This window comes from Reyranella massiliensis 521, from assembly GCF_000312425.1.
Classification (GTDB): domain Bacteria; phylum Pseudomonadota; class Alphaproteobacteria; order Reyranellales; family Reyranellaceae; genus Reyranella; species Reyranella massiliensis.
The window spans coordinates 2,964,594-2,981,485 of the sequence record NZ_HE997181.1; the positions used below are offsets into that span (position 1 = coordinate 2,964,594).

Consider the following 16,892-nt stretch of genomic DNA (forward strand, 5'->3'; position numbering starts at 1 on the left):
ATCTATCGCGCGTCGGCCAGAATCAGATCGGCCGCCTTCTCACCGATCATCATGCAAGCGGCATTGGTGTTGCCCGACACGAGTGTTGGCATGATCGACCCGTCGGCGACGCGCAGGCGCTCGATCCCGTGCACGCGCAACTGGGGATCGACGACGCAGTCCGCATTGTGCCCCATCCGACAGGTCCCGACCGGGTGATAGGCCGACTGCCCCTCCCGCTTCGCGTAGTCGAGAAAGTCGCCGTCGGTCCAGGCTTCGGAGCCGGGCAGCAGCTCTTCCGTGATGATGCGGGACAAAGCGGGCGTGCGGCTCAGCACGCGCGTGAACTTGATCGCCGCGACAGCGGCGTTCTGGTCGTTCGGCGTCGACAGATAGTTGGCGACGATCTCGGGATGGTCCTCGGGATTGCGCGAAACGACACGGACATGACCCCGGCTCTCTGGGCGCGACTGGTTCGCGAGGATGGTGAATCCCGAGAACTTGTGGGGGCCCCGGTCGATCCGGTCGGTCGACCAGGGGAAGAAATGAAACTGCGTGTCCGCTTCGGCCGACTGCGGCATCAGGCGCGTGAAGGCGCCGGCAAAGGCCGGGCTGGCCGTCAGCGGCCCCGTTTTCATCAAGATGTACTCGACGGCGGCACTCACCCGTCGATGCATCATATTGATGTCGTCGTTGATGGTGAGTCGCCACCAGGTCCTGTAGGTGGAACGGATGCCCCAATGATCCTGCAGGTTCTCCCCAACACCCGGCACGTCGCGCACCACCGGGATACCGAGTTGCGACAGCAGCGCCCCTGGTCCAATGCCAGATAGCTGCAGGAGCTGCGGCGATCCGATCGCGCCCGAACACAGCACCACTTCGCGACGCGCGCGCGCCGTCCGGCTCTCGCCGTTCGTACGGTAGGCGATTCCAGTGGCCCGGCCGTTCTCGACGAGGATGCGCTCGGCCATCGCGTCGGTGATCACCCGGCAATTGGGGCGCTTGCGGGCCTCGGCGATGTAGGCGCGGCCGGTCGAGTTGCGCCGGCCGCTGCTGATGGTGGCGTGATAGTAGCCCGCGCCCTCCTGGCTGGCGCCATTGAAGTCGTCGGTCGCCTGGAGGCCGACTTCGGCGCAGGCGGCGAGGAAACTGTCGCTCAGTTCGTTGCGATACTCGCCCTGCGTAATCTTTACGGGGCCGTTGCCGCCATGCAGATCGGTTTCGCCGCCAGGATAGCTCTCGAGCCGCTTGAAATACGGCAGGCAATCGTCGAACGACCACCCCTCGTTGCCCATCTGCCGCCAGCCGTCGTAGTCCGACGGCAGGCCGCGGATGTAGACCATGCCGTTGATGGCACTGCTGCCGCCCACCACCTTGCCGCGAGGCCAGTAGATACGCCGCCCGTCGAGCCGTGGCTCTGGCGCCGTCACGTATTTCCAATTGACCGCAGGATCGAGAAAGGTCTTGGCAAACCCGAGCGGCATCGAAATCCAGCGGCTGGTGTCGTTCGGCCCTGCTTCGAGCAAAAGGACACTGTATCGCCCGCTTTCAGTCAGGCGGTCGACCAGCGGACCGCCCGCAGACCCTGCCCCGACAACTACGAAGTCGAATTCATCCATTCTGCCGCTTACTGGGAGTTTTGATACTCGCCAGCAAGCTACCAAGAATGCCCTTGGGAAGGAAGATGATGAACACGACCAGCAGAACGCCGTAAACGAGATTGTCCCAGCCGACGGCCTTGGTGCCGAAACCGATGCGCAGGGCCTCTGCGAGGAGAATGGTGATGATCGCGCCGACCGTCGGTCCGAGCGCCACGTAGATACCGCCGACGACCGCCGCGAAGACCATCTGCAGGGAAATGCCGATTCCGCTCACCGTGTCGGGCGAAATGAACATCTGATACTGACCGTAAAGGGCACCGGCCATCGCCGTCATCAGCGCGCTAATGACAGTGATGCGCAATTTCTCTGCCGTCACGTTAACACCGGCCGCCGCCGCCGCGTCCTCGTCCTCGGAGATCGCTTCCATGGCGTAGCGGCTCATGCTGCGATCTATCCAGTGCCAGATCAGCAGGCCGCCTGCCCACACGCCCAGGGCGATCAGGTACCAGACGACCTTGTCGTCGAACTGCAATGCCAGGATATGGTTACCCTTGGTACGTTCCGGCGTGTAACCCAGCGAACCGCCGGTATGGTTGCGTGTGGCGGTGATGACCTGCAGCACGATGCCCGACAGGGCGAGCGTCACCAGCGCGAAATAGTGTCCGGTGATGCGAAACCGGAAGCAGGGATAGGCCACCACCATTGCCAGGGCGCCGGAGCAAAGCAACGCCGCCGGAATGCCGAGCCAGGGCGTCAGGCCAAAGTGGTTCCACAACAGCACGGTCACATAGGCGCCGACGCCCATGAACCCGCCATGGCCCAGCGAGACCAGGCCGAACCGCCCCATCACCGCCCACGACGTATAGGCGAACGACCAGATCAGGATGAGGATCAGGATGTGCAGGTGATAGGGATCGCGATAGACGAAAGGCAGCGCGATCAGAGCCGCGCCGACGATCCAGGGCATGTACTGGCGCAGGTTCACGAGCGCCTCGCCAGAAGACCGGCAGGCCGGACGAACATCATCACGATGAAGAAGGCGAAGGCCAGCACGTAACCCCACTCGAGGTCGGAGAAGAGACCGCCGAGCGAGATGATCTCGGCGAACAGGAAGGCTGCAACGAAGCCGCCGACGAAATTGCCGAGCCCACCCAGCACGCAGATCAGGAAGGTGATCGGACCGAACGACAGGCCGACGAAGGGATGCACGTCGTACTGCAGCACCAGCAGGCAGGCCGCGAGCCCGGCCAGGGCCCCGCCCAGAGCCGAGGTCACGACATAGATCTTCTTCGCGTCGACCCCCATCAGCGCCATGATCTGGCGATCCTGGGCGATGGCGCGGATGGCCGTGCCGGTAAAGGTGCGCGTCATGAAGAGATAGACGACGATCATGCCGATGAGCGCCGCGCCGAAGGCGAGCAGCCGCGAGTAGCTGAGGTGCATGTCGCCCAGGGTCAGGATCGGCAGACGGATGCCGAGATTGCGGAAGTCGATGCCGAAGGCGACCGTGGCGAAGCTCTGCAACACGAACAGCACGCCGCCCGTCGCGAGGAGCTGGTTGATCGGCGGAGACGAGAGCAGTGGCGCGATGACCAGGAAGTGCAGCAGTGCGCCCAGCGCCGCCACCAGCAGGATCGCAAGCGGCGCCGCAGCGTAATAGGACAGGCCGTAGTACTGCACGAGATAGTACATGCCGTACATGCCGATCATCACCAGCTCGGCGTAACAGATCCATGTCACGTCGATCACGCCGAAGATGAGGTTGAGGCCCAACGCCAGCAACGCCAGAACGCCGCCCAGCAAGATGCCGTTGAGGACCGCTTCAAGGAGGTAGATGTCGAAGATTTCGAGAAATGAACCCATCACCTTCTCCAGATCGGAGCGCGGGCGCGCGACCCGCTTGAACTAGACACCGAGGTAGGCCTGCCGAATCGTGTCGCTGGCCAGGAGCTCGGCCGACGTGCCCGAGGTGCGGATCGAGCCGGCCTCCAGCAAATAGGCGCGATCAACGACCTGCAGCACCTGCTGCACGTTCTGTTCGACGATCAGCACCGTCAGGCCGCCGGCGCGGATGCGCTTTACCAGCTCGAACACCTGCTGCACCACGACCGGCGCCAGACCGGCCGACGGCTCGTCGAGCAGCAGCAGCTTCGGATCGCTCATCAGCGCTCGGCCGATGGCGCACATCTGCTGCTCGCCGCCGGACATGGTGCCGGCAAGCTGATGACGCCGCTCCTTCATGCGCGGGAACAGGTTGAACACGAACTCCAGCCGTTCGGCGTAGCGGGCGCGGGCCGCCGGCATATAGGCGCCCATCTTGAGGTTGTCCTCGACGGTCAGCCGTGGAAACAGCCGGCGATTCTCGGGGACATGGGCGATGCCCAGTTCGACGATCTTGTGGGCGGGCGTGGTGAGCACGTTGGCGCCCTGCATCGCGATGCTGCCCTTGGTCGGGCGGATCAGGCCGGAGATCACCCGCATCAGCGTCGTCTTGCCCGCACCATTGGGGCCGATCACGCCGACGGCCTCGCCCGCCTTGACGTCGAGATTGACGCCGAACAGCGCATGGAAGCTGCCGTAGCCCGCATCGACGGACTTGAGTTCGAGCATATCCAGTATCCCCGTCAGCGCCGCGCTTCGGCAGCGGCGGCGGCTGCCTGCGTCGAATGGGCGTCGGTGCCGAGATAGACTTCGACGACGCGCGGATCGTTCGATACCTGGCTCGGCAGGCCCTCGGAGATCTTCTCGCCATGGTCGAGGACCATGACGCGATCGACCACGCGCATCAGCACGCCCATGATGTGTTCGACCCATATGATGGTGATGCCGAGCTCGTCGCGGATCTTGCGCAGCATGTCGGCGGCCTGATCCATCTCGCTCTCGTCGAGTCCGCCGAGACTTTCGTCGGCCAGCAAAAGCTTCGGCGCCGTCGCCAGAGCCTTGGCGAGCTCCAGCTTCTTGAGGCCGGCCGCACCCAGCCCGTCGACGCTGGCGGCACGATCGGTCGGCAGCCCGACCATGGCCAGCGCCCGCTCGGCCGCCTCGCTGGCCTTGGCGGCGCTATGGCTGCCCTGGCCGTAGTAGCCTGCCAGCGCCACGTTCTCGAAGATCGAGAGCCGGCGGAACGGCCGTGGGATCTGGAAAGTACGGCCGACACCGGCATTGATGATGCGATGCGGCGCCAGGCCCGAGAGTTCGCGCCCCTCGAAGGAGATCGATCCCGCCGATGGCGGAAAGGTCCCCGAGAGCATGTTGAAGATGGTGCTCTTGCCCGAGCCGTTCGGGCCGATGAGACCGAGAATCTCGCCCTTCTCGACCTTGAACGACACGTTGTTGACGGCGGTGAAGCCGCCGAAGCGCTTCACCAGCCCATTTACGACTAGCACTGTCGATACCCTCGCTGACGCGACGTTTACGTCCGATCGGCAGTCTGGCAGCCCCGCCCTACTGGTTGCTGTAGGTCGTGCCTTTCGGCAGCGGCAGCACGGCTTCGCGCTGCGCCTGGCTCTTCGGCCACACCACGTACGACTTGTCGTCGATGTACTGAATCACGACCGGAAACGAGCGCTCGTTCTGGCCGGCCATCGAACCGTCGGCCGGGAACTTCACGCCGAAGCCCAGCATGGTGCCGCCTTCGGGCAGATCGACCTCAAGAGCGGCCTTGCGCAGCGCCTCCGGATCGACGCCGCCATACTTCTTGATGGCGCGCGGCACGACTTCGGTCAGCAGCACATAGACGTTGCTGGCCGCCATGCCGACATGGGCGGATCGGATCGCCATGCCGGGCTTGGCCTTGTCGAACTCCTCGCCGACCATCTTGATGACCGGCGGCAGCTTGGGATCGAGGCCTTCCGGCTTGGCGAGCCAGATCGAGATCGGGTCAGTGTTGAAGACGTAGTTGACGTCGCTGCCCATGCCTTCCTTGAGCTTCTCGTAGACGCCGTAGCCCGCGCCATGGCCGACGAGAGCGCCGAACTTCAACCCCTGCTCGCGCGCCTGGCGGGCAAACAGCGTGATGTCGGGGTTGTAGCCGGTGTGGAAGATCACGTCCGGCCGGGCACGCTTCAGCTTGGTGACCATCGACGACAGGTCGGGCGCGGTCGCGGCATAGCCTTCCTTCAGCACGACATTGAAACCGGCCTTCTTGGCGCCGGCCTCGTTACCCTTGGAGACGTCCACGCCGTAGGCGCCGTCCTCGTGGATGATCGCCACGCGCAGGTCCTTGGGCTCCTTGCCGAACTTGGCCTTCGCGTTGTTGGCGATGAAGTCCATGGTCATCAAGCCGAACTGGTTGCCGCTGGCCTGAGGGCGGAAGATGTACTTGTAGTTCTTGTTCTCCAGCACCGCCGAGGAGATGCAGGTCGTGATCCACATGAACTTCTTGAGCTGCTCGACGCGGGCGGCCACCGGCACGCACTGCGCCGAAGAGAAGAAGCCGAGCAGGATGTCGACCTTCTCCTGCTCGATCAGGCGGACCGATTCGTTGATCGCGACGTCCGGCTTGCTCTGGGCGTCGGCATAGATCGCTTCGATCTTGTAGCCTTCGACCCCGCCCTTCTTGATGAAGTCGTCGATCATGATCTTGGCGCCGGTGTACTGCAGCTCCGAGCCGCCGCCGGCCAGCGGGCCGGTGAGGTCGTAGATGACGCCGATCTTGAGTTTCTTTTCCTGAGCTACGGCCGAAGCCGCAAAGCCCAAGGCGGCCGCAGCCGCCACCGTCGCGCCAAGCAGGCGCCGACCCATCGTCCAGGACATTTCCGTTCCTCCCAAGCGCGCTTGTGCGTGCATTTGTTGTGCGCATCACAAGGGTCGGCACGGATAATGTCAAGCGATCTCCGCGTTATCAGCGCCCTTCGCCTGGTGTAACGACGTCGAACATCATACCGGCAGGCTGGTCCATCATCGCAAACAGCGCGGCGAGCCTGGACATGTCGCCCTCGAGCTTCATCGCACCGCCTGCCAGCGCATCGGCAACGGTCGTGCGACGCAGGATGATGCCGTCCATCGTCGCGCGCGTCGTCGTGACCGATGCACTGGCATCCGGCGCCTCCTCGCCCATGCGGTGGGTCAAGGTGCAGTTCTTCAGCGTGAGCGCCAATCGTTCCTGGCGGTCGGTGAAGTGCCAGTTGATCACCATCGCCTGCCCTGCCGCCTTCGCAGCGTCGAGGCGGATCGCCATCAGGTCGAAGAAGACGTCGGTCGCAAGGCCCGCCAGCGTATCGGCGCCCATGGTCGATCGCGCCGGCACCTGGAAGACGCCGTGGCGCAGTTCCTGCGCACCGTAGAGGAAGGCATTGCGCCAGGTCGCCGACTCGGCCTGATAGCCCATCTGTTCCAGTGCATCGGCGCAAAGCGCGCGCGCTTCGAGATTGCCCGGCTCGGCGTAGACGACCTCCTTCATGACCTGCGCGACCCAGCGATACTCGCCCTTGGCGAAGTCTGCGCGCGCGCGCGCGATTACGGCTGCGGCACCGCCCATGTACTCGACGAACTTCCGCGCCGCCGGTGCGGGCGGCAGCGGATGGAGATTGCAGGGGTTGGCGTCGTACCAACTCAGGTATCGCTGGTAGACCGCCTTCACATTGTGGCTCACCGTGCCGTAGTAACCGCGCACCGACCAGCGCTCGGCCAGGCCCGGCGGAAGGTCGATCTGCTCGGCGATCTCGGCCGGCCGCCAGCCCTTGTTCATGTAGCGCAGGGTCTGGTCATGGATGTGCTTGTAGAGATCGCGCTGGGCCTCGAGGTAGTCGATCACCTTTTCACGGCCCCAGGTCGGCCAGTGATGCTGGCCGATCAAGATCTCGGTCTGCGGCCCGTAAAGCGCGATCGCATCGTCGACATACTTCGCCCAGATGCGGGGATCGCGCACGACGGCGCCGCGCAGCGGGATGAAGTTGTGCAGCAGCGGGCAGGCATTTTCCGCCATGTTGAGCACGCTGAGCTGCGGATAGAACATGTGCATCTCGGCCGGTGCTTCGGTTTCCGGCGCAAGCTGGAACACGATTTCGATGCCATCGATCGTGTGCTTTTCAACCGGCTTCACGATCGACCGGGTCGGCGCGATGAGACCTGGCGTACCGCGCGCCACCCCTTTGCCAAGGCCGGCATCGACCTGGCCCCGCGCGCCGCGCGGCAAGAGCGAGCCGAACTGGAACTGCGCGCGACGAATCATCGGCGGCCCGGCCAGCACGTTCTCGCCCGACACCGCGTCCATGAAGCCGGTCGGCGCGATCACCTCGACCTTGCCCGCCTTTACATCGGCCTCGTCGACCACGCCCCTCACGCCGCCATAGTGATCGACGTGGCTGTGGGTGTAGATCACGGCCACCACCGGCTTCTTCGGCCGATGCGCCCAGTAGTGCTCCAGCGCCGCCTTCGCCACTTCGGCGGTGGTCAACGGATCGATCAGGATCAGGCCGCTGTCGCCTTCGATCACCGTCATGTTGGCGATGTCGAAGCCGCGCAGCTGATAGAGACGGTCGGTGACCTTGAACAGGCCGTTGGCGAGATTGAGCCGGGCGATGCGCCACAGGCTGGGATTGACCGTGGCCGGCGCCAGCTCCCCGTCGATGAAGGCGTATTCGCCGAGGTTCCACAGCACCGTGCCGCCCGCCGTACGCACCATGCCGCCGGGCACTGGCGCGATCAGCCCGCGCTGGGCCGCCTCGAAATCCGCAGTATCCGAAAACGGCAGGCGCGCCGCCATCGCGGCATTTGCCGCTCGGGTCGCAGGCTCGGCATCACGCGCGACGTCGAGATGGGAGGCGGGAACGGGAACGGCGGAACCAGCGGCCATAGCAACAACCTTTCATGACGTCCCTCCTCCACGTCCGCGGAGGAAGAGGTCGCGATGTTGTTGCGCTTCGGCCCGCCGGTCCAGTCTCCGGTCTCGCGGGGCGGCGTCTACTCCGCAGGCTTTAGCGACGAAGAGGCCTTGTGCACGTCGCGCTCGCTGGGCAGCAGCGACAACGCCAGGAACGAGCTGAAGGCCACGCCCGCCAGCACCATCAGCAGGATCGGGAAGCCGGCATCCTTCACCGCCGGGCCGATCAACGCGACGACGATGGAGCTGACGCCAAACCCGATGGCCAGGCGCACGCCGGTGACGCGGCTGCGCATGCGGTCGTCGATGTAGCGCACGATCATGGCGTCGGTGAACGGGATGGCGCCGAACACCAGCAGCATGAACAGGATCGCCGTCACGAACAGGGCCCAGTCCGTCACCTGCGAGGCGATCAGGAACAGCGGCACCTGCAGGAGCACGATCGGCAGATAGATGTTCTTCAGCGGATAGCGGTCGATCAGCTTGCCGACCACAAGCTGCGCCAGAGAGGCCAGCGAGAAGATCACGAACAGCATCATCGCCAGCTCGGCGGGATCCTGCACGGCACCCTTCACGCGCTCGCGCAGCAGCTCGCCGTTTCCGTTGGTCGTGAAGTTGAAGATGATGCTGCCCGTCACCGCGGTGAAGGTCATGATGCTGAAGACGCGCGCCATGACCGACGGCGGCAGGTCGAGCATCTTGGCCTTGCGCTTGGCCGGCGCCTCTTCCTCGCGCGGCACAAGGAGGACGAAGGCCACGGCGGAGACCAGGCAGATGACGCCGGGGATCACGAACGCCATCTGCCAGCCGAAGCGCTGGGCGATATAGACCGAGACGCCGGCGGCGATGGCGATGCCCATGTTGCCGGCCAGTCCGTTCACGCCGATCGTGAAGCCGGGATTCTTCGCCTTCTGCACCAGCATGGGAATGCCGACCGGATGGTAGATCGAGGCGAAGGCGCCCATCAGGGTCAGCGCCGCGCCGATCTGCCACTTGTTGGTGCAGAGCGCGATGATCAGCGCCGAGACGCCCATGCCGGCAAAGAAGATCACCATCATGATCCAGCGGCCCCACAGGTCACCCAAGCGGCCGCTGACGAGCGAGCCCGCGCCGAACATGAACAGCGCGCCGTAGTTGAAGGGCGTCAGCTCCGTCCATTCGACGCCCCAGACGCCCGCGATCACGCCCCAGCTATAGGCGAAGACCACCAGGATCCAGTGATCCATGGCATGGCCGATGTTCAGCAGAATGGATGTCGGGCTTCCGTGACTCATTTTTACGCTTCCTCCGGTACCTACCAGAGTAGGCATGGTTGTGCTGGCTGTCTTGCGCTAGAGTGCCAACTTATGTCGCAAAATCGCCAAGCCGCCCTGCGCTTCGCAGTCGCCCGCTCGACGAATCCCGAGGACTATCAGCGGGTGCCGCGGGCGGTCGCGGCCATGCCCAAGGACTTCGCCGCGGGCCACGAGATCGCGCCACATCGCCATGCCCGCGCGCAGCTGATCTATGCGACCGTCGGCACGATGCGCGTCTCGACCGATGCTGCCGTCTGGGTGGTGCCGCCGCAGCGCGCGCTCTGGATGCCGGCCGGTGTCCGCCATTCCATCGTCATGTCGGGCAATGTCACCATGCGAACGCTCTATCTCCGGCACGATGCCGCCGCCGGCATGCCCGAGGTCTGCCGCGTGCTGAAGGTCTCGCCGCTGCTGCGCGAGCTGATCGTGCGCGCGACGGAACTCCCGATGCACTACGACGAGCGAGGCGCGGCCGGTCATGTCGTGGCGTTGATCCTCGACGAGCTGCATCACGAGCAGTCGCTGCCGTTGCACCTGCCCATGCCGCGCGACAGGCGGTTGCGGCGTCTGTGCACGACCTTGCTGGAGCAGCCGGGCGATCCGCGTACCCTCGAAGAGTGGGCGCAGTCGGCCAACGCCAGCCCGCGGACCCTGGCTCGCCTGTTCGTCGCCGAGACCGGCCTCACCTTCGGCGCCTGGCGCCAGCAGGCACGGGTCCTGGAGGCGATGGGACGCCTGGGCGGTGGCCAAACGGTGACCGATGTGGCGCTCGATCTCGGCTACGACAGCGTCAGCGCCTTCAGCGCGATGTTCCGCCGGGCCTCAGGCGTTTCGCCCAGCGCCTACAGGCCGTCCCGCTAGGGGAAACTCGCCACAAACCCCTCCGGCCCGTGAGGGGATTTAATGCGACGTTGCAAGTGGTTAGCTCACACAGTTCTTGACGCTGAGTGGTAATAATCCCCCAATGCCGCCCCCATTTAGGGTAATCTGAACTGTCATTTATCTGAGTTCTGTTGCTCCGCCGCCGCTTGGAGTTCCTGTTGAAGCCGACCGATATCGCCAATCCCGACTACTTCCATAAAGTAGTCGACTGCCAGTGGGCCTGCCCCGCACATACGCCCGTCCCCGAGTACATCAGGTTGATCGCGCACGGACGGTACTCCGACGCGTACATGATCAACTGGAAGTCCAATGTCTTCCCGGGGATCCTCGGCCGCACGTGCGACCGCCCCTGCGAGCCCGCGTGCCGACGCAGCCGCGTCGAAGACGAAAACCTTGTGAAGGGCAAGAAAGAGCCGGTCGCAATCTGCCGCCTGAAGCGTGTCGCCGCCGACTACAAGGACGACGACGGCATCAAGGCCAGCATGCCCAAGGCGCCGGCCAAGAACGGCAAGCGCGTCGCCTGCATCGGCGGCGGCCCCGCTTCCCTTACCGTCGCGCGCGACCTCGCCGTCCTGGGCTACGAGATCGTGATCTACGATCAGGATCCCAAGCTCGGCGGCTTCATCCGCACCCAGATCCCGCACTTCCGCTTGCCGGAATCGGTGATCGACGAGGAAGTCGGCTACATCACCGACATCGGCAACATCGAGTTCCGCCACCAGCGCGTCGACTCGATGAAGAAGATCCTGGGCGATGGCTATGATGCCGTGTTCGTCGGCTCCGGCGCCCCGCGCGGCCGCGACCTCGACGTACCGGGCCGCAAGGACGCCGCCGCCAACATCCATATCGGCCTCGACTGGCTATCGTCGGTCTCGTTCGGCCACATCGACAAGATCGGCAAGCGCGTGATCGTCCTGGGCGGTGGCAACACCGCGATGGACTGTTGCCGCACCGCACGCCGCCTCGGCGGCGAGGACGTCAAGGTGATCGTCCGCTCCGGCTTCGAGGAAATGAAGGCCTCGCCGTGGGAGAAGGAAGATGCGATGGGCGAGGACATCCCCATCCTGAACATGCTGGTGCCCAAGGAAGTCCGGCACGAGGGTGGCAAGATCAAGGGTGTCCTGTTCGAGAAGGTGAAGGCGGAATACGACGCCAAGGGCCGCCGCTCGCTGGTCCCGTCGGGCGAGCCCGACGAATTCTACGAATGCGACGACGTGCTTGTGGCGATCGGCCAGGAGAACGCCTTCCCCTGGATCGAGAAGGATGCCGGCATCGAGTTCGACAAGTGGGGCCTGCCCCAGCTCGGCGAGACGACGCTGCAAAGCACCAAGAAGAACGTCTTCTTCGGCGGCGATGCGGCCTTCGGCCCGAAGAACATCATCTGGGCCGCGGCCCATGGCCACGATGCGGCGATCTCGATCCACAAGTTCCTGCAGGGCGAGAATGTCGAGGAACGGCCGGCGCCCGGCGTCAACGTGGTCAGCCAGAAGATGGGCATCCACGAGTGGAGCTACGACAACGCGCCGACCATCGACCACCGCTTCAAGGTCCCGCACCGTCCCAAGCAGGAAGCGCTCAAGGACATCATGGCTGAGGTCGAACTCGGCTTCGATCCGCAGCTCGCCTTCAAGGAAGCGCAGCGCTGCCTGAACTGCGACGTGCAGACCGTCTTCACCGGCAGCCTCTGCATCGAATGCGACGCCTGCGTCGACATCTGCCCGATGGATTGCATCACCTTCACCGAGAACGGTGAGGAAAAGGATCTGCGGACCCGGCTCAACGCGCCGGCGATCAATCCGACGCAGGACCTCTATATCGGCAACGACCTCAAGACCGGCCGCGCGATGGTCAAGGACGAGGATGTCTGCCTGCACTGCGGGTTGTGCGCGGAGCGCTGCCCGACCGGCGCGTGGGATATGCGCAAGTACTACATGGAAATGACTCACGCGGGGCAATCATGCCGCAAGATGTAGGGCCAATCGCTGTGAAACCGCAGGCAATTGCTGCCGTCAACGACTTCGTCGTCAAGTTCGCAAACGTCAACGGCTCGGGATCGGCCAGCGCCAACGAACTGTTTGCCCGTTCGATCCTGCGCATGGGCGTGCCCGTCAGCCCGCGCAACATCTTCCCGTCGAACATCCAGGGCCTGCCGACCTGGTACGAAGTGCGCGTCACCGAGAAGGGCTACCTCGGCCGGCGCGGCGGCGTCGACATGATGGTTGCGATGAATCCGCAGACCTGGGCCGAGGACGTCAAGGAGATCGAGCCGGGCGGCTATCTCTTCTACGATTCGACCAAGCCCATGCCCTCGTCGATGTTCCGCGAGGACATCAACGTGATTGGCGTGCCGCTGACGGCGATCACCAATGCCACCTACACCGACGCCCGCCAGCGCCAGCTCTTCAAGAACATCATCTATGTCGGCGCGCTCTCCGTGCTGCTCGACATCGACGAGAAGGAGATCCAGCGGCTGTTCGGCGAACAGTTCAAGGGCAAGGAGAAGCTGATCGACTCCAACGTCAAGGCGATGAACCTTGGCCGGGACTGGGTGAAGCAGCATGTCGATCTCGACCTGGTGAAGCTCAAGGTCCGCAAGGCCGACAATGTCGGCGACCGCATCTTCGTCGAAGGCAACAGCGCCGCCGCACTGGGCGCCGTCTATGGCGGGGCCACGGTCTGCGCCTGGTATCCGATCACGCCCTCGTCGTCGCTGGCCGAGGCCTTCCAGGCCCATTGCAAGAAGCTCCGCCACGACAAGGAAACCGGCAAGGCCAAGTACGCCATCGTGCAAGCCGAGGACGAACTGGCCTCGATCGGCATGGTGATCGGCGCGGGCTGGAATGGCTCGCGTGCCTTCACGGCCACCTCGGGTCCCGGCATCTCGCTGATGACGGAGTTCATCGGCCTCGCCTACTTCGCCGAAGTGCCGGCGGTGATCGTGAACGTGCAGCGCGGCGGCCCCTCCACAGGCATGCCGACACGCACGCAGCAGTCCGATCTCCTCTCCTGCGCCTACGCCTCGAACGGCGACACCAAGCATGTGCTGCTGTTCCCCGAGGACCCGCGCGAGTGCTTCGAGTTCACCGCAGACGCGCTCGACCTCGCCGACCGCCTGCAGACGCCGGTGTTCGTCATGACCGACCTCGACATCGGCATGAACCATCGCCTCTGCAAGCCGTTCGCCTGGGACGAGAACCGCGTGCTCGATCGCGGCAAGGTCATGACCGCCGCCGACCTCGACGCCGGCAAGACCTTCGGCCGCTATCTCGACGTCGATGGCGACGGCATCCCCTTCCGCACCTATCCGGGCACGCACCCGACCAAGGGCTCCTACTTCACGCGCGGCACGACCAAGGACGAGTTCGCGCGCTACAGCGAGGAAGGCCCGGTCTATGTGCGCAACATGGAGCGGCTGCAGAAGAAGTTCCACACCGCCGCCAAGATCGCGCCGCAGCCGCTGCGCTATTCCTCGCCCAAGCCGACGCGCTACGGCGTGATCTACTTCGGCTCGACCAGCCCGGCCATGACCGAGGCGCTCGACCATCTCGAGGCCGACGGCAACCACGTCAATGCGTTGCGGGTCCGCTCCTACCCCTTCGCCCAGACGGTCGAGGAGTTCATCCACGAGCATGAGAAGGTATTCGTCGTCGAACAGAACCGCGACGGCCAGCTCCGCACCATGCTGATGAGCGAATTCACGCTCGACGCGCGCAAGCTGGTTCCCGTCCTTCATTACGACGGCACGCCGATCACGGCGCGCTTCATCGCGGGCGACATCGGCAAGAAGCTCAGTCAATTCAAGGTAGTCTCGTTCGAAAAGGCGGCGTCATGACCTACATCGCCAAGCCCCGGCTTCATCATCCCTCGCTGGTCAAGAACAAGGCCGGCTACACGCGGCGCGACTATGAAGGCGCCGTCTCTACGCTTTGCGCCGGCTGCGGCCATGACTCGATCAGCGCCGCGATCATCCAGGCCTGCTACGAGCTCGATATCCTGCCGCACCAGGTCGCCAAGCTCTCCGGCATCGGTTGCTCGTCCAAGGCGCCGACCTACTTCGTGGGGGCCAGCCACGGCTTCAACACCGTGCACGGCCGCATGCCGTCGGTGATGACCGGCGCCAACCTCGCCAACCGCGACCTGATCTATATGGGTGTCTCCGGCGACGGCGACTCCGCCTCGATCGGCCTCGGCCAGTTCGCGCACATCATGCGCCGCGGCGTGAACATGACCTACATCGTCATGAACAACGGCGTGTACGGCCTGACCAAAGGCCAGTTCTCGGCGACTGCCGACAAGGGCTCGATCAGCAAGAAGGGCGTCGCCAACTCCGACTCCTCGATCGACATGGTGTCGCTGGCCATCCTGATGGGCGCCACCTTCGTGGGCCGCTCCTTCTCCGGCGACAAGCACCAGCTCGTGCCGCTGATCAAGGCGGCGATGGCGCACAAGGGCGCGGCCTTCCTCGACGTCATCAGCCCCTGCGTGGCCTTCAACAACCACGCCGGCTCGACCAAGAGCTACGACTATGTGCGCGAACACAACGAGGCGCTGAACCGCGTCGACTTCATCGAGGGTCGCGAGGAGATCACCACCGCCTACGAACCGGGCACCGTCACCACGGTGCAGCAGCATGACGGTTCGTTGCTGCGCCTGCGCAAGCTCGGCGAGGACTACGACCCGTCCGACAAGGTCGCCGCCATGAAGCGTGTCCAGGAAGGCATGCATGCCGGCGAGGTCGTGACCGGCCTTCTCTACGTCGATCCGAGCCCGAAGGACCTGCACGACAACCTGAACACGGTCGATGCGCCGCTGAACACGCTGGAGGCAAAGGACCTCTGCCCCGGCACCTCGGCGCTCGACCGCATCAACGCCGGGCTGCGCTGACGCTCATCACTGCCACCGCAGTGATAGGGCCAACAATGGGCCGCGTTCTTCTGGCGATTGCCGCCGCTCTTCTGGGCGCAGTCGTCGGCGCTGGCCTGCTCGCCATGGCGCTCGCCATCATCTTCACGGCGGTCTGGGGCGGCTTCGAAGGCTCGGCCGCGATGGGCGGCGTCACCGTCGGTTTGCCGCTCGGCGCCATCGCGGGATTCGTAATCGGAGGCTGGCTGGTCCTGCACTTCTGGAAGCCAGCGCCCAAGCCGCCCGTCAGTTAGAGGTCGACCCGCTCCTCGGCGACCGACTTGCGCTTGTCCATGTTGAAGCGGCCGGCATAGATCGGCCGCTCGCCGGTGGACGGCCCGGGATACTGCACGATCAGGATCTCGCCGCCGGTGTCGGTATGGAACTCGCCCTCGAAATGCGGATCGGGATGATAGAGCATCGTACCGGGCGGGCAGAGCCGGCCGTCGATCTTGAACTCGCCCTTCAGCACGAACCAGACCTGCGCGAAGCCGTGATAGTGCTCGGGGTGATACGCACCCGGCTCAAGTCGCAGGATACCGGCGTTGGGCTCGGTCGGGCTCTCGGGCCGCGGATGGAACAGCATCTTGCCGGTCTCGCCGGGCCAGCGGATCGTTTCCCAGTCGATCTCGTCGAGGTGGCGTACCTGATAGGGCTTGTGATCGCGCCGCGAGGCCTCTCGTTCCGTGCCCAGTGCGGCGTTGGTCTGGGTAGTGTCGGGAACATGCTTGCTCATGGCTTATGTTTCCTCCTTGGTCGTTGTCGCAGAAAGACGCCACCAATCCGGCACGTCCGAGGCGTCGGCCGGCCGCGCCACCGTCATCAGCATCTGTGCCTGGCCACGGCCGGCATTCTCGGCACGGTGCGGTTGCTGGGAATCGATCAGGATGCCGTCGCCGGCCTTCAGGCGGTACTGGGCATCCCCGACATGAAACAGCACCTCACCCGACAGCACGTAGCAATGCTCCTGGCCGGGATGGGAAACCGTGGTCGCCATCCCCTTCGCGCGCGGGAACACGAGATGAAACACTTCCATGCGATCGAGCGGCGCGCCGCCACCGAGGTGGCGCCAGCGATACCCGGTCGCCGCCACCTCCTGGAGATCGCCTGTGTCGGCACGATGCACGGCGACCCGCGTCTTGGCAGGCGCACTGTCGCTCGGGAACAGTTCGTGCAGGCCAAGCCCCAGCACGTCGGCAAGCTGGATCAGGTTGGCAATCGAGGCCGCTGCCTGGCCGCGTTCGAGCTTGGAGAGAAAGCCCTCCGATACGCCAGCCTGACGGGCCACCGAAGCCAAGGTCAGCCCCGCCCCCACACGCGCTGCGCGGAGCCGGCGGCCGATGTCCTGGGTGGTACGGGCAATCTTGTCCATGCGTGGAGGATGAGCCTGTCTTTCATATAAGGCAAGTT

The 16,892-nt window shown here is 64.7% G+C and carries 15 protein-coding genes; 5 read left to right on the forward strand and 10 right to left on the reverse strand.

Going from position 1 to position 16,892, the window contains the following annotated elements; translation table 11 throughout:
* Positions 1-2: 2 nt before the first annotated feature.
* The 8 genes from BN60_RS14565 to BN60_RS14600 form a co-directional block, all read right to left on the reverse strand.
* A complete protein-coding gene (locus BN60_RS14565) occupies positions 3-1,598 on the reverse strand; it encodes a GMC family oxidoreductase (protein WP_020696821.1) in 1,596 nt (531 codons plus the stop codon).
* Positions 1,591-2,547, reverse strand: coding sequence for a branched-chain amino acid ABC transporter permease (locus BN60_RS14570; RefSeq protein ID WP_043285660.1), 957 nt, complete (start codon positions 2,545-2,547; stop codon positions 1,591-1,593). The genes BN60_RS14565 and BN60_RS14570 overlap by 8 nt, the downstream gene beginning before the upstream one ends.
* Before the next feature lie 14 nt (positions 2,548-2,561).
* Positions 2,562-3,443 carry a branched-chain amino acid ABC transporter permease gene (locus BN60_RS14575; RefSeq protein WP_020696823.1) on the reverse strand — a complete coding sequence of 294 codons (882 nt, stop codon included), beginning with the start codon at positions 3,441-3,443 and terminating at the stop codon, positions 2,562-2,564.
* 42 nt (positions 3,444-3,485) lie between these two features.
* The gene (locus BN60_RS14580; RefSeq protein ID WP_020696824.1) at positions 3,486-4,190 is read right to left on the reverse strand and encodes an ABC transporter ATP-binding protein; all 705 of its coding nucleotides are present in this window, start codon (positions 4,188-4,190) and stop codon (positions 3,486-3,488) included.
* A 14-nt stretch (positions 4,191-4,204) separates the two neighbouring features.
* Complete coding sequence (locus tag BN60_RS14585; protein ID WP_043283943.1) at positions 4,205-4,966, reverse strand: ABC transporter ATP-binding protein; 762 nt, start codon at positions 4,964-4,966, stop codon at positions 4,205-4,207.
* Positions 4,967-5,024: 58 nt separating this feature from the next.
* Entirely contained in the window at positions 5,025-6,335 is a 1,311-nt protein-coding gene (locus tag BN60_RS14590) for an ABC transporter substrate-binding protein (RefSeq protein ID WP_020696826.1), read from the reverse strand.
* A gap of 88 nt (positions 6,336-6,423) precedes the next feature.
* Positions 6,424-8,376 (reverse strand): alkyl/aryl-sulfatase, encoded by a 1,953-nt coding sequence (locus BN60_RS14595; protein ID WP_020696827.1) that lies wholly within the window; start codon positions 8,374-8,376, stop codon positions 6,424-6,426.
* A gap of 107 nt (positions 8,377-8,483) precedes the next feature.
* Positions 8,484-9,677: an MFS transporter gene (locus BN60_RS14600; protein ID WP_020696828.1), complete on the reverse strand. Its 1,194-nt coding sequence runs from the start codon at positions 9,675-9,677 to the stop codon at positions 8,484-8,486.
* Positions 9,678-9,749: 72 nt separating this feature from the next.
* On the opposite strand from BN60_RS14600, the gene BN60_RS14605 reads away from it, so the two are divergent.
* The 5 genes from BN60_RS14605 to BN60_RS14625 all read left to right on the forward strand — a co-directional run bounded on the left by BN60_RS14605 (position 9,750) and on the right by BN60_RS14625 (position 15,736).
* On the forward strand, positions 9,750-10,559 hold the full coding sequence (locus BN60_RS14605; protein WP_020696829.1) for an AraC family transcriptional regulator: 810 nt from the start codon (positions 9,750-9,752) through the stop codon (positions 10,557-10,559).
* 179 nt (positions 10,560-10,738) lie between these two features.
* Entirely contained in the window at positions 10,739-12,553 is a 1,815-nt protein-coding gene (locus BN60_RS14610) for an FAD-dependent oxidoreductase (protein WP_020696830.1), read from the forward strand.
* Positions 12,538-14,412 carry a 2-oxoacid:acceptor oxidoreductase subunit alpha gene (locus tag BN60_RS14615; RefSeq protein ID WP_051150133.1) on the forward strand — a complete coding sequence of 625 codons (1,875 nt, stop codon included), beginning with the start codon at positions 12,538-12,540 and terminating at the stop codon, positions 14,410-14,412. Before BN60_RS14610 ends, BN60_RS14615 begins: the two co-directional genes overlap by 16 nt.
* Complete coding sequence (locus BN60_RS14620; RefSeq protein WP_020696832.1) at positions 14,409-15,464, forward strand: 2-oxoacid:ferredoxin oxidoreductase subunit beta; 1,056 nt, start codon at positions 14,409-14,411, stop codon at positions 15,462-15,464. The genes BN60_RS14615 and BN60_RS14620 overlap by 4 nt, the downstream gene beginning before the upstream one ends.
* Before the next feature lie 35 nt (positions 15,465-15,499).
* Positions 15,500-15,736: a hypothetical protein gene (locus BN60_RS14625; protein ID WP_020696833.1), complete on the forward strand. Its 237-nt coding sequence runs from the start codon at positions 15,500-15,502 to the stop codon at positions 15,734-15,736.
* On the opposite strand, the gene BN60_RS14630 is transcribed toward BN60_RS14625, so the two are convergent.
* Both BN60_RS14630 and BN60_RS28970 read right to left on the reverse strand, forming a co-directional pair.
* Positions 15,733-16,218 carry a cupin domain-containing protein gene (locus tag BN60_RS14630; RefSeq protein WP_020696834.1) on the reverse strand — a complete coding sequence of 162 codons (486 nt, stop codon included), beginning with the start codon at positions 16,216-16,218 and terminating at the stop codon, positions 15,733-15,735. The two genes, BN60_RS14625 and BN60_RS14630, sit on opposite strands and share 4 nt — an antisense overlap.
* A gap of 3 nt (positions 16,219-16,221) precedes the next feature.
* Positions 16,222-16,854: a helix-turn-helix domain-containing protein gene (locus BN60_RS28970; protein WP_020696835.1), complete on the reverse strand. Its 633-nt coding sequence runs from the start codon at positions 16,852-16,854 to the stop codon at positions 16,222-16,224.
* Positions 16,855-16,892: the final 38 nt, after the last annotated feature.